The sequence below is a fragment of the Methylomagnum ishizawai genome, assembly GCF_900155475.1.
Lineage (GTDB): Bacteria > Pseudomonadota > Gammaproteobacteria > Methylococcales > Methylococcaceae > Methylomagnum > Methylomagnum ishizawai_A.
Genome location: NZ_FXAM01000001.1, coordinates 3,238,399 through 3,251,916 on the forward strand (window position 1 = coordinate 3,238,399; position 13,518 = coordinate 3,251,916).

Annotated in this window: 13 protein-coding genes; all 13 read right to left on the reverse strand. The window is 64.6% G+C overall.

Annotated elements, in window-relative coordinates:
• Positions 1-9: 9 nt before the first annotated feature.
• On the reverse strand, positions 10-1,062 hold the full coding sequence (locus tag B9N93_RS14375; RefSeq protein ID WP_085214788.1) for a structural cement protein Gp24: 1,053 nt from the start codon (positions 1,060-1,062) through the stop codon (positions 10-12).
• 12 nt (positions 1,063-1,074) lie between these two features.
• A complete protein-coding gene (locus tag B9N93_RS14380; RefSeq protein WP_085214790.1) occupies positions 1,075-2,304 on the reverse strand; it encodes a DUF2213 domain-containing protein in 1,230 nt (409 codons plus the stop codon).
• Positions 2,305-2,398: 94 nt separating this feature from the next.
• A complete protein-coding gene (locus tag B9N93_RS26865) occupies positions 2,399-2,596 on the reverse strand; it encodes a helix-turn-helix domain-containing protein (RefSeq protein WP_085214792.1) in 198 nt (65 codons plus the stop codon).
• 11 nt (positions 2,597-2,607) lie between these two features.
• Positions 2,608-4,386, reverse strand: a complete 1,779-nt coding sequence (locus B9N93_RS14390) for a DUF1073 domain-containing protein (RefSeq protein WP_085214794.1) — start codon at positions 4,384-4,386, stop codon at positions 2,608-2,610.
• A 9-nt stretch (positions 4,387-4,395) separates the two neighbouring features.
• Positions 4,396-5,871, reverse strand: coding sequence for a phage terminase large subunit (gene terL, locus B9N93_RS14395; protein WP_176225265.1), 1,476 nt, complete (start codon positions 5,869-5,871; stop codon positions 4,396-4,398).
• Positions 5,868-6,587 carry a hypothetical protein gene (locus B9N93_RS25565; RefSeq protein WP_176225266.1) on the reverse strand — a complete coding sequence of 240 codons (720 nt, stop codon included), beginning with the start codon at positions 6,585-6,587 and terminating at the stop codon, positions 5,868-5,870. Before B9N93_RS25565 ends, terL begins: the two co-directional genes overlap by 4 nt.
• Before the next feature lie 2 nt (positions 6,588-6,589).
• Positions 6,590-6,787, reverse strand: a complete 198-nt coding sequence (locus tag B9N93_RS14400; protein WP_085214798.1) for a hypothetical protein — start codon at positions 6,785-6,787, stop codon at positions 6,590-6,592.
• A gap of 91 nt (positions 6,788-6,878) precedes the next feature.
• Positions 6,879-7,715, reverse strand: coding sequence for a BRO-N domain-containing protein (locus tag B9N93_RS14405; RefSeq protein WP_085214801.1), 837 nt, complete (start codon positions 7,713-7,715; stop codon positions 6,879-6,881).
• Positions 7,716-7,960: 245 nt separating this feature from the next.
• Entirely contained in the window at positions 7,961-8,185 is a 225-nt protein-coding gene (locus tag B9N93_RS14410; protein WP_085214803.1) for a hypothetical protein, read from the reverse strand.
• Positions 8,186-8,279: 94 nt separating this feature from the next.
• Positions 8,280-11,936, reverse strand: coding sequence for a CHAT domain-containing protein (locus tag B9N93_RS14415; protein WP_085216285.1), 3,657 nt, complete (start codon positions 11,934-11,936; stop codon positions 8,280-8,282).
• 99 nt (positions 11,937-12,035) lie between these two features.
• The gene (locus B9N93_RS25570) at positions 12,036-12,302 is read right to left on the reverse strand and encodes a helix-turn-helix domain-containing protein (RefSeq protein WP_085214805.1); all 267 of its coding nucleotides are present in this window, start codon (positions 12,300-12,302) and stop codon (positions 12,036-12,038) included.
• 70 nt (positions 12,303-12,372) lie between these two features.
• Positions 12,373-12,774 carry a VRR-NUC domain-containing protein gene (locus tag B9N93_RS14425; RefSeq protein ID WP_085214807.1) on the reverse strand — a complete coding sequence of 134 codons (402 nt, stop codon included), beginning with the start codon at positions 12,772-12,774 and terminating at the stop codon, positions 12,373-12,375.
• Positions 12,774-13,502 (reverse strand): peptidoglycan-binding protein, encoded by a 729-nt coding sequence (locus B9N93_RS14430; protein WP_217807304.1) that lies wholly within the window; start codon positions 13,500-13,502, stop codon positions 12,774-12,776. Before B9N93_RS14430 ends, B9N93_RS14425 begins: the two co-directional genes overlap by 1 nt.
• Positions 13,503-13,518: the final 16 nt, after the last annotated feature.

Consider the following 13,518-nt stretch of genomic DNA (forward strand, 5'->3'; position numbering starts at 1 on the left):
CTGCTGCGGTTAGCGGACGACCTTGACGATGCCGAGCGCGCCCTTGGCCGTGGTGGTTTCCCAGTAGGCGTTGGGGAACGCGATGCGGTCGCCGCCCACGGCGATGTCGAAGCCGTCGCCCACGACGAAATCGGTGCCGCCATCGGCCAGGGCGAACTTGACCTGGTTGGCGAACGATCCGGCCCCGCCGGACATCGCCACATCGCCCAGGACATTGCCGTCCGGGTCGAAAACGCGGAAGGTGCCGTTGTTGGCGGCGGCGGCGGTGAAGCGCACGGTGTAGACGCCGGGCCTCGCGCCGGCCAGCAGCGGGGTGGTGTTGTCGAGCGTCAGCGTGCCGGTGCCGGTGTTGCCCCCGCTCTTCGCCGCCGAACTGGACGGCATCGCCGCCGGTTCGATGGAGCCGATCAAGCCGCCCGCCACCACCACGTCGAAGCCGTCGCCCAGGGCGAAATCGGTGGAGCCGTCCGCCACGACGAACTTGATCTCGTTGTTGAAGGTGGACCCCACGGCCACGGTGCCTTTGCTCGCGCCGTCCGGGCCGGTGACGGTGAAGGTGCCGCCGTTGCTGGCGGTCGCCGTGCAGCGCACGGTATAGGTGCCGACTTGGTAGCCGGCGACGGTGGGCGTGCTGGCATCCATCGCGAGGGTGCCATTGCCGGTGTTGCCGCCGGGCTTCACGGAAGCCGTGGCCGCGCCATTGAGCAGCGCGGCGGCGCGGTCGCCCCGGTTCACGGCCTGGGCGGCGATGGCGTGGATCGGACCTTCCTGCAAGACGGGGACCGCCTTGTATTGGGCATAGCGCACGGTGTTCCCGCCGCCGTAGGTCGCGGGCATAGTGACATGCCGGACAGAAATGCCCAGCAGCCTGTCGGTCAAGGCGGACGGCGCTTTGCAGTTGCCATCGGCGGAACCGAAAGCCACGGCCACGCCGAAATCGACGGGCACGGCGGCGTCGTTGACGAAATCGCGGATGGCGTGGACCTCGCCCGCCACCACCATGCCGGGGTAGCCGATGGCGCGTTGCAGCCCGCCGGGCGAACTTAGATCGGGTTTGCTCATGGGAGGGCCTCCTCAGTGTCCGGTGGCGTAATCGGCCATGTTCTGGTGGAACAGCGTCCGGGCGTCGGCCACGGGCGGGCCGTCGCCGACCTTCACGCCCGCCAAGGCCTGGGTGAACCCATCGAGGCGGTTGTCATGGGCATGGGCGATGGGCAGCGCCTTGACGGCGTTGAACGCGGCGCGGACGGTATCGGCGTCGGCGGCCTCCAAGGCCTTCCCGGCCAGGATGGCGGCGATGACGCCTTGCGCGGTGGCGTTGCGGTCGCCCACGTCCTTGACCACGGCGCGGCGCACGTCCACGCAGGTCTTGCCATCGGTCGCCACGGTCGGCGCGAGGCGCTTGGCGTCGGCCAGCATTTCCGCCCAGCCGCGCACCATCGCGTCGCGCTGTGCGGGGGTCAGCACGTCCTTTTCGAGTTCCGCAACTTTGGCCGCATGGTCCGTCGCCAGTTTGCCCACCGCGTCCTGGTGCGCCTTGGTGGCGTCGGCCAGGGCTTGTTCGGCGTCGGCCTTGCCTTTCAGGGCGGAATCGGCGGCGGTCTTGGCCGCGTCGCGCTCCTTCAGCAGCTTTTCCACCGCGGCGGCGGCGGTGTCGTTGAGTTCGATGGGGATGCCATCGACCACGGTCTTGCGGATCGGGTCCGGCATGGGGTTGTCTCCGGGGTTGGGTTGGGAATCGGCGATGCGGCAGGCGGACCCGCAGCGGCCCGCGTCCACCAGGGCGACGTGGTTGCCCCGGATGCGGCGCTGGATGCCGTCGTAGGGTTCGCCGGACACCGGGTCGGTGCCGGGCGTCATGTCGGGGACGAAGGTGTAGCCGCAGGAAAGCTCGGTGGTGCCGTCCCGCACGGCCTCGACCGCCTGGGCGTCGCGCACCGTGACCGTGCCCACCTGGGTATCGCCCTCGCGGAGGCCGCCCCGGCAATCGCCCACGGCGGTCTTCCGCCAATTCGCCGCGTCCACCCCGTCCGGCGGGTGGCCCACGGTGACGGGCAGGTTCTTGAAGGTGGCGAGGCTTCCGGGGTCGAACACCTCTTCCGGCGGGCGGTGGAGCCGGACCCGGCGCAGGGGGTCCATGCCCCCGCCGTCCAAGCCCAACTCATAGGCGTAGTAGGTTTGGATGCCCGTCCGGGCCAGCACGCCGGGGGCCACGAGGTAACCCTCCGGGGTGGTTTCCCGGCGGGTCAGGGGCAATAGATCGAAGGCCAGGACGGTTTCCATGGCGGGCATGGTGCCCGCCATGTTGTTGCATTGGTATACCGGAAACGCAACCCATGGATAAGATGGGCATGGAAAATGCCCCGGCGGTACGGGGCTTGGCGGGATTGCGCCAGGGTTATCGCGTCCTGCGGCTGATCGTGGATTTGTGGCATCCGAGTTCCCTGGCTATCTCGGCGCAGGTTTTCCCTTCCGCCCGCGCCTCCTTGATCCGCGCGTTGGAAATGGGTTTCCTTTTCGGCACATATACCCGCGTCCCCCCATGGGTATCCGATAACTGCGCCAGTATCGCCCTGGTCTTCGAATCCTGCGCCATGATATATCCCCCTAATCATCCCGCTTATCCAGCCGCGCCATCATCCGATCCGCCCACGCCTTGCCCGCGTCCCCGCCCCACAGCGCATGGTCGATACGGTGGATGCTGGGATACCCGCCCTCGCTGGGCCGGAAGCCCTCGGCCCTGGTGTCGGCTTCGTGCCGGGCGAAGAAGCCGTGCATCCGGCGCACGGTCTCGGGCGAGAGGTTCCGCCGCCGGGCGATGTCGCGGGCGCGGGCGATGCCAATAGCCGTGCCGCCCCGCCCGTGCTTCCTGCGCCACGCAAGGCCGCGCTTGGCTTCTTCCGCCATGGCGCGGGTCGGGCGCAGCGCCAGGGCCGCGTCGCCGGTTTGTTGTCCTTCGGAGCCGGTATCGCCTTCCTCGTCCGGCTCTTCCTCCGCGTCCAGCAAGTCGTCGTCGGTCATGGCCCGGTAGGTGCCCCGGTCCTTGAGTTCGCGGGCCACGAGGTCCGGGGTGACGGCCCCCATGTCCACATAGGCCCGGTCCCGGTTCGCCCGCTTTTCCTCCACCTCGGCCCGTTCCTTGTCGGTCAGTTCCCACAGGCTGTTGAACTCGAACCCGGCGTCGTCCGGGATGGCCCCGAGTTCGTGCCGGTAGAGGATGGCGTCCAGCGTTTCCAGCCGGGGCCGGAGTTCGGCCTCCTGGTCCGACGCGATGCGCCCGTAATAGTTTTCGAGGTCGCTGTCCCCGGTGGCGTTCAGCCCGCCCGGCGAGCGCCCGAACAGCCGGGTGAGGGGGATGCCCGCGGCCCCGGCCACGTAGGCGTAGAACTCCTGCATGATCTTGTCGAGGTTGGCGAACGAGTTGGATTTCTTCTCGTAGGTTTCGGTCTCGTCCAGCATGAACAGGTGGTTGAAGCTCTTCATGGTGGCCGCCATGCGGAACCGCTTGTGCAGCAGCGCCTCCCCGTCCTTGCGGGACAGCTTCGCATCCAGGCTCGACAGCTTGAGGATGTCCACGTTGGCCTCGAACATCATGGTGGCGATGGCCGCGACCGTGGTGTCGCAGCCCTTGAGGGCGTCCAGGACGTGCTGCAACGCGCTGTCGTGCCACAGGGCGTTCTGCCGCCACGAGGACCAGGGCAGCCGCTCCCCGTCGAACCGGACGACGCGGCTGTGGTGGATTTCGTAGCCGGTGTCGGCCAGCAGGTAGGATTCCGGCATCCCGAAGTGCGGGGAGGCCGGGTCGGTCTCGATCTTGCCGGACGACGGGCAACGCCAGCGGTCCACCACCATCAGGTAGCGCAGCCCGCCCTTGGGGATGCGGTCGGTTTCCAGGGGTTCGGCCAGGGCGCGGGGCCGGGCCTGGGTGTCCGCCGTGCCGACGATGATGAGCGAGCCGCCATAGAGCCGCGCCCACCGCAGCGCCTCGTTGACCTTGTGGCGGATACCGAAGCGCTTTTCGGCCTGTTCCATGCGCCGGTTCTCGGTGCCCGCGCCATCGTCGAACGAATGCGCCCGCCACTCCCGCGTCATGTCGTCCGCCGGGGCGTTGACGATGCGCTTGGCGAGCCAGGACACCCGGTACATGTTCTCCAGGTCTTGCCGGGCCAGGAGGCGCGGGAAGGTCCATCCGGTATGGCTGGCCTTGTCCCGCCCGGTCCCCAGCCCGGCCAGGATGTTTTCCAGGCCGTCGCCCACGGGACGGCTGGTTCCTGGCGGCATGGGTCCGTCCTGTAGCGCGGCCTGCTGTACCGGCTCGGGGTAGAGGGCGTGGAAGGCGGCGGCCGGTACCAGCACGCCGCCGGAGGAGGGTCGGAAGGTTGCCATGGGGTCCTCTCAGTGGGATTCCTCGGCGAGGAGGTCGAAAAAGCCGCGGCCTTCGCTGGCGAGTTCGGCGTAGGCGTCGGAACAGGCGTCCACGATGTCGTCGTGGGCGCCCGAGGGGAAGCGTTCCATCTCGGCGAAGAATTCGTCGTTCCAGGGGGCGGCCAGCACCTGGACGTGGCCGTGCTGCCAGTGGGCGGCGAACGGCCTCGCCCGGACCTCCTTGGCCTTGCCGGGCGGACGGGCCGCGACCATGAACCCTTCCCCGGCCAGCATGGCCACGAAATCCTCGGCCTGCCCCTTGCCCGCCTGTCCGGGGTCTTTCGGCACGGTGACGCGGACGGTATGCCCGTCCGACCACGCGGTATCCAGCACCAGGCTTTTCACCCGGCCCGCCCGCTTCCGCACATGCTCCAGGCCGGCGATCAGGACTTTGCGGTCCCCGGCCCGGTAGCCCATCAAGATGCCCGCCGTCCATGACGGGTCGGGGTTCTCTTGGTTCGGCTCGGTCGCGGCCAAGTCCCAGGCCCGCACCCAGGTCCAGGCGTCCATGTCGCCGGGCAGGCCGTCCACCCTCTCCACCTCGGCCCGGTCGAAATAGCTGCCCGCCGTGGCCCGCACCTTCCAGTTCCCGTCCAGCAGCCGGCCGCGGCTGACCCGGTCCATCGCCATCAGCTTGGAACGGTAGGCCGGGTCTTTCTCCAGCAACACCCGGTTGTCGTCCAGCTTGGCCGGGATGAAGGTCACGCTGAACGGCGGGCCTTCGGCGGCGAGGTCCGGGTGGGCGGCCTCGGCCTCCTCGCGGCTGCCGTACCAGCGGACGGCGTCCCCGGCCCGGTAGAACCAGCGCACCACCCCCGAGCGTCCGTAGAGCGGGAACCCGGTGTCCGGGTCGATCCACCACGCGATGAACCCGGCCACCCAGCAATCCGGGTCGGGGTTGCAGGTCGCCCGCAGGTAGGGCTTCACGCCGCAGAGCGAGCGGTTGCGGTTGAGCATGTAGAAGAACATGGACTCGGTGAACAGTTCGAGCTGGTCGAACCCGATCATCGTGATTTCCGCGCCCAGGTAGTTGAACTTGTCGGCCTCCCGCTGCATGTGGGTGAACTTGATCGACGCGCCGCTGGGCCAGGACCACGACTTCGCGCCGTAGGACGGGAGGCCGCCCAGGTCGCGGTACATGGATTCCGACGCCTCCCACAGGCCGCCCGGCAGGTTGATCTCGGGGAAGGTGCGGCGGAACACCAGGGCGCGGAAGCCCTTCACGTCGCGGTGCCGCACCGGGTCGGCCAGCAGGGAGAAGGTCTTTCCGCCCCCGGCGGCCCCGCCGAAGATCACGATGTCGGCCCGGGATTCCAGGTATTGCCGTTGCGGCGGCGATATCCGCGCCAGCAGGTTCCGTTCCCGCGCGCCATCCCGGAGCCGCCGCCGGGCCTCGCGCACCGCGGCCTCCATCATCCGGTTCCGGGCGCGGGCCGGGGCGCTCATGGCAGGCCCCCTTCCAGCTTCGCCATGGCGAGCCGCACGGCCTCCTCGAACACGGCGTCGGGGTCCATGCCGGCGGCTTGCAGGTCGGCCTTCCAATCGCCGCCCTCGGCCTTGACCGCGATGGGCGTCCCCTCGCCGGTGATCGCCCGCTCTTCCCGGAGGGCTTGGAAATACAGGTTCCAATCCCCGCCTTCCCGCGCCTTCGCCTTGACCTCGGCCAGTTCGGCCAGCAGGGCGCTCCGGTCGGGCTTCTTCGGGGGCGGGTCGGGCACATGCCCCAGGGCGGCGCGCTCCACCCGCGTGGCCGTGTCCAGCAGCCTCGCGAGCTGGTAGGGGGTCAACGCCTCGGCGGCGGCTTCGCGGGCCTCCGGCGTCCGGTTCCAGGCCGCGAGCTTGGCGTTCACCACGGCGTGGATGGCCTGGGCGCTGTGGGCATGGCGGCGTTCCATGTCCCGGATGGCCCGTTCCCTTTCCTGGCGGGCGATCCGGTCCAGGTGGTCGGTGTAGGCGGCGGCGCGTTCCACCCAGCGGAAATCCACGCTCCATTGCTCGGCTCGCCGTACTTTTACCGCACTTGCGTCTTCGCCCACCGACCTTCGGATGCTCCTTTCCCCCATCGGCATGTCCCGGTACCGGCGGAACGCCGCGTAGGCCGTTTCCGACTCGCCCGGCTGGCGTTCCCAGGGTTGTTGCGGTATCGGGTCGATCCGGGCCATGGCTACGGTTTCACCCCGAGCTTGTTGGCGAGCAATATCTGGTTCTTCGTGACCCAGGCCCGCTTGTACTGGGTGTCCTTGAACAGCTTGGAGAAGCCGGTGATGTGCTTGAGCCGCACCAGTTCCCCGGCTTCTATGTCCGGGCGGACGGTGGAAGCCGCGTCGAATTGTGCTTGCGTGTATGCGGGGGTGGTGGCCATGCGCGTATTGTGCGCGTGAGGCCGGTTTCAATTGCATAGGCAATTGAAATCCCTGGGGAATTTTGGGCCGCGTCCTTGCGGCGGGGGTTCCTCAGTGGAACAATTTCTCCTGGACATCGGCGTAACTGGATCCATGGCCGCGCCGATCCCGCGTCACGAACTGGGCTATTTCATGCTCGTCCCAGCGGGACAGGCAGACATTCAGTTCGGTGGCTTCCTCCCCGGCGGCTTTCAGCAACATCGCCTTGGCTTCGGCCAGCACCTTCTCGGCGTTCTCGCCATGGCGGAGGATGCGCTTGATGACCATTCCCTCGGCTTCTGAAATCGCTTCGGACAATGTGCCGGTGATGGCGAAGATGCGGCGCAGTTCGGCGGCGAGGGGGGGAATATGGTTGACCTGGAAGCGGTTGGGCGACGGGTTGCCGGTGATGGCGCGGAGGGCATACCAGACGGCTTGGACGAAGGCGTGCTTGAAGTGGAAACGGTGCGTGATGAGCCAGACCAGCCGTTGCAGGTTTTGCTGGTCGGCGGAGGAGAAAAGCTCGGGCGCTTCGGCGGGCGCGGGCTGGGCCGCTTCGGGGTGGACATAGCGCCCGGTCTTGCGGATGGCCGGGAGGACCTCCGAAGTCACCCACTTCTTGAACTTCTTGGCCTCGGGCTTGCGGCTGGTGAGGATCAGGGAGTAGAGGCCGGATTCGTTGATGATGTTGGTTTGCTGGTCTCCGCCAAGGGTCTTCACAGTATGAAGCCCCTTTTCATCGTCATCTAAGCGGCTCAGGGCGCGAGTTGGATTTACGATTTCCAGAGCGGCGCAGACATCGACAGCGACGAACCAAGGTTCGTTGTCGATAACGAGAACCCTGACTTCAAAGGAAGATTGGAATTGGAACACGGTCGGCGCGGTTGCGCCTTGGGGCTGATTAGCCATGATGAACTCCTACGTTTTTTCTAGAAAGGTGGACACCTGGAGGCTAGAAACCGACGTAAGACGGCGGACGGTATTCACCCGCGAGGGTTTATTTCCGTCCCCTCCAGGCATCGCAACTCGGACGCCGGGCGGATTGATGGCGTAAAAATACCGCATGGTCTTACGGGTGCGGCTACCGCTTACGTGGAGGTTTCTAGGCTCCGGTAAGAAGCATAGCACCGGCCCGAGATGCGCGGCAAGGACGGTCAATTTTCGCGCTGAGGTGTTCCATAGAACTGCTTAATTTGCGCCAAGGTGAGATTGATGGTCATCACGGTCTGCTCGAAATACTGAGGATGCTTTTCTTGAAAATGGGCACCAATCTTGTCGGTTAGCGCATCTATTTCCGCTTGTAGGTCTGGCGGCGCTTCCGGGATTAGAGTTTTCAGGATGGTATAGAGTTGGCCCAGTTCTTTTGCTGAGAGTTCCATGCTAATGTCCCTCAAAAGCGAAGATGATAGCACTGACAGCTAAAAGCCCGGCTAGGCCAGGCTTTTTCATGCTTGGGGATGGCCCAAAGCGTGGTTATCCGGCCAGGGCTTGGTCGATGTCGGCGATGAATCGTTGGGTTTGGGTTTCATCAGCAGCAGCGCGGCCTTGGTAGCGCTGGAAGTCGCGCAGGGCGGCTTCGGCATAAGATCGGGCACGGAGTAGTAGGTCGTGGCGATGGATTGGGTCACGCTTGGCGGCTGACTCGTACATGAAGGCCATGTTGCGGCGCGTTTGCCCAGCACTGTAGTGTTCGTTAACTTGCACGTGAAATTGCACGGCTTGTTCAAGATGCTCACGGCATGCTTCCATCCGCCGGAGTTGCCCATAGAGTATGCCTAGAGAGTTATGTATTGGCCCAAGATTGTTTACGGAATCAGTGGGACAAAGTTGCAATGCCTCATGATAATATTGTTCCGCTACCTGGGCATGGCGTAGCGTAATTTCCTCTCTTTCACTCCGAAGGGATGTTTCTTTGAAACGCTCATGATGAATTGTGCCAATTTGATAGAGAGATGCAGAACGCCCTACCGCATCGCTGGGATTATGTAATTCCAAGCCGCGTTGGTAGGCAGTTTCAGCCATATCCCAGTTACGGATAGCGGAGATAACCCGGTAAGCATGACCTATGTTTAAATAGATAATGGCTTCTGCGGTGGTATCAGCTATTCGCTGGTAGTAGCAAATGGCTTCCTGATAAACCACCACACACTCGACATCATTCTGCTCCAATAAAATACAGCCAAGTGTAAATATGCTGGCTGCTAAGTTGCGAATTAAAGCCTTCTGGTAAGTATTCAGTGGGGTAGTTTCCGGCAACGACAGTACAGCGGCAGCTTCCTGTCTAGCACATTTAAGCTGCTTATTTTGCAAAGCAGCGGCGTAATCTAAATCGCGGTCGTAGTATCGAGCCAAATTGATGCGATAGGATAAAATCAAACCGTAAAATTCCTCCCGCCCTGCCAACGGCTCATCATCGTCTGAGCAATATTCCGGCACGACCTGCGCTACTAGGTGCGCCCATTCCGCCAGCCGTCCTTGGTATTCGTACAATACGTTTAAACCTTGCATTCCTGAGGTCACAATATGCCACCAACCTAAACGGCGAGCCAAATGGCGGGCGTGCAGCAGATTATTTTCCACCAAGCCTAGAAATTGGGTGGCTTGTTGTCGGTTTCCGTGATGAAACTCTTCATTATAGTAGCTACCAGCAAAGTTTGTTCCTTGCACCCAAGCTCGCAAAGCTGTTTCTGAATTAGAACGTCCTGGCGTTCCATCATAATACTGTTTGAATGCCTGCTTTAGGAACCAAGGAAAAGCTGGATGGATACCGTACCAAGAGCCGCTTATTGACGTTAATAAGCCCACCTCGCAAGCTCGGTTCAATATATTGATGATTTTATCCTGATCCTGGTTTTGCAACTCCGGTAATATGTATCTGCTTTGGCCCATGTCCATGTAAGAGAATATTTCAACCGGCACTACGCCCTGAAACAAACTCAACAAAGCAATCACCGGCATTTCCTCTTCGGTGAAAGCATTGCGAAACCCATAGGCCAGCGAAGCCCCCAACGAGTACCCACGCCCTTCCGCTTCGTCGGCATCCTCGATCTCCTGCTCGCCATCGCGCACGGCCTGAATAAACTTCGCAACCGGCTCCTGCCCGCGCAAGCCCAAACGGATCGCCTGCTTCGCCAAGACGCGCAAGGCCAACGGATTCCCAGTGCAGTAATCTAACAGTGGTCCCCAACCATCGATATCGGATGATTTCCAACCCCGCTCCCGTCCCAGTTCCGAAGCCAACGCAGCGGAATCGGCGCGGGACATGCGCGGCATCGAAACCCGATGGGAAATATCCCCCAGCCACGCCCGCTCGTCGCGGCGCGAGGTGAGCAGAAGCTTGACCTGGGTGGACTGATCCTGCCGGAGTTGCCTGAGGAAATCGGCCAGTTCCGCTTGTTCAGCGCCCGTCCAGGCCGATTCACTGCCCGCCGGGAACCCGGCCACCGGTTCCACGTTGTCCCAAATCCACAGCAGCGGATAACGGCGCAAGAGTTCCAGCGCCATGGGGCGGCGCTCGCCCGGTTTGACCGCGTGCCATTCTATGCCGTGGGCTTCCAAAACATCCTTGAAATGGTGAGCCAGTTGGTTGAGCGCGTCCTCAAGGTCAACGTGGATTTCAAACGAGGTCAGCAAGACCCGCGTCAGCCCGCCAGTCTGCGTGTACCAACGGGCGAATTCCACGGCAGCGCTGGTCTTGCCCTGCCCGGCGTAGGCGTGGAGCAACACCACCGGATGCTTGTCGAAGGCGCGGTCGAGCAGCAGCAGGGTCTCGTCCCGACCGATGAAGCCTTGTTCGGGATAGCGCAGGCGCAGCCGGTCGTCGCTCAGGATAGGGTCGGATTCGACCTGTCCGCCCAAGCCAGGCGCGGTGGTTTGCGGCAGCGTAAGGCGCATGGCCTCGTAAACCACCGGCACCAACCAATCCGCCAAGGGCCGCAACAGGCCGAAACCCGCCCAACGGTCGGGATTGTCGCGCAAATGCCGACGGGCCAAGGTCGCTGCCTCGCCGAAGCTTTGGCCCTGGGCCAGGGCGGCGTAGAGTTCGCCGATGTACTGCGCGGCGGTGACGACGAACACGCTATAGCGCATCCCTAACACGGCGGGGATGCCTTGATCGACCACGGCTTGCGCCAAGGAGCCGATGGCGCGGACTTCATCATGGACGGAATCGGCGTCCGCCGGGGCTTCGGCGGCGTCGTGCATCGCGCTTTGGCAGGCGTTCAGCACCAACACCGGAACGCCGTGGTCGTGCAACAATTTACCCAGTTCCTCGCCGGAAACGGGCTGGATTCCGTCATCGTCCTTGGGCTGTTCAAACAACAGATAGCCGCGCTTGCCGTCAATCTTGCCTTCGTATTTGAACGCGCCCAGCCGGTTGAGCCAGGCCGCATAGCGGGTTTGGCTCAGATCGGTATACGTGCCGTGGCCGTCGAAATGGACGATATGGAAGGGTTGGCCCGCCCGCTTGGCCTCGGCCAAGGTTTTTTGCAATTGTTCGTAAGTCGGGGGGCGTAATACGGCGATGTCGAAGTGCCGACGTTTCCCGGCCTGTTCCAAACCCTTCAACAAACGGTTGGCGACCGCCCGCAAAGCCACGTCTCTGGTGCCACCAGGACGGCAAGCCACGTACAACAGCCGGATGCGTCCCTCATGGGCCTGGGGCACTTTGACAAAACCGATATTCGGATTGGATTGCACGCGGACAAAGGCTTGCACCCGTACCGCCAGCGCGGAATTGGATTCCGGGTCGCGCATCAGTTCCCACGGAATCGCCGCAGCTTCGGCGATGCCGGTGTTGATTTCGATGCGGAGGTCGGCCAGTTCATTGCGGATGGCGAACCAAATCGCCTGAGTATTCCGGTTCGCGGCCAGCACCTTGTCGTAAAGCTCCCCGCCCCGGGCCCGCATCATGGCTTCGATCTGGTCGATATGCGCCGCTTCGACCGCTTCGGGATGCTGGGGATAATCCTCCATGTACCAGCGCAGGTCTTGCTGTTCCTGTGGGGTGAGTTGGAAGGTTATCGAGGCGCTGCCTTCGATGGGGGCTTCGCCTGGGCGTTCCAGGCGCAAGTCGATCAGGTATTGCCCATCGGCGGATGGGCGTTGACGGATGGCGAGTTTAGGAGACATGGTGGTGTCCGGGATGCTTGGGGATGTAAACATTCTATCGCCTTTTTTTCATTGACCGCTATGCGTCCCGCACTTTGGACCGGTCAGCACCGCGCCCCGCTACTGCGCCGACACCGCCCGGCGCACCGTGGCCTTGGATACCCCGAACCGCCGCGCCGCGTCCTGCCGGGAAACCCCGGCGGCGAGCAGGGCGCGGATGCGGTCGTGCAGGTCCGGCGGGCGCTTGCCCACCCACACGGCATCGTTGCCATATTCGGCCCGCACCCCCCGCTCCACCTCCCAGGACACCTCTGGCGGAATCTCCACGCCCCGCGCCCTGAGCCGCGCCAGCAGGTCCAGGATGATATCCGGCCCGCGTTCGCTCACTTTCCCACCCGGTCGATCATCGCGGCCAGCTTGGCCGTGGGTTTGGGTTTGGGTTTGGCTCGGGTCTGGGTCATGGTTTGCCTTCCAGGTAGTCGATGAGGGTTTGCCGCGCGGCCTCCCAGCCCCAGCGGGCCACGGCCTTGTAGCCATGGGCGTTGAGGGCGTCGAGCCAGTCGAGTTGTCCGGGTTCCAAGGCACCGGGCCTCGATCCCGCCTCCTGGGGTGCCTTGAGTTCGATCCACAGGCCATGGAACCCACCGCGCGGCACGGGGAGGCACAGGTCGGGCACGCCGGGCCGGACGCCTTCCGCCCTGAGCCTCGCGGCCACCGCCGGGTGGCGGTCCCCGCCGTTGGGGATGGCCAGGAGCAGGCGCAAGTCGGGATGGCGGGCCTTGTTGAGTTCGGCCCACTCGAACAGCGCGGCCTGTTCCCGGTGTTCGCGGTCGCGGGGCTTCCGCCGGGGGGCGGTCATCACACCCCCAGCGCCCGCCGGGTTTGTGGTCCGGCGATGCCATCCGCCACCAGCCCGTGCGATGCCTGGAAGACGACCAAGGCCGATTCGGTGGCGGGGCCGAAAACCCCATCCGCGCCGACCCGCACGCCCCGCGCCGCCAGTGCCTTTTGCAGGGCCAACACGCCGGGACCGGAATCCCCGCGTCGCAACGCCGGGGGCGCATCCAGCCCGAGCGCCGTCCGTGCCCGCTTGCGCCGCTCCCAGCGGTCCGCCGCGCCGTTCGTGCCGCCGTTGATCCGGCGCGTGATCCGGTCGAACTCGCCCAGGTCGGACAGTTCGTTCAGCCCCTTGGAGCGCCAGAACCACGCCGCCGACAGCGCCGCGAACTCGGGTTCTTCCAGGCGCTCGGGATTCGCCAACAGGTCGATGCCCAGCGCCGACCCGGCGGCGGCGTAATTGGCCCGGCCCGTGATCTGGATCAGGCCGCGCCCCTTGAAGCGCTGGCCGTCGCCCGGTTGGGTGTTGCCCAAGTCCTTGCGCCCCTCGTAGGCCGCGCCGCTGGCGATCTCCTCCACGTAGGCCAGCGAGCCGGACTCGTGCCCGACCTGGGCCAGGAAATCGGCTTGCCGGGCGGGCGTGTCGATGCCATAGCGGGCCATGGCCTGGACGAGGGGGCCGAGCCAGCGCCGGGCGGCGTGGCCGGAACAGCCGCACGCGGCGGCGAGTTGTGGGGCGGTGAGCGTCATGGTGTCCTCCATCGGG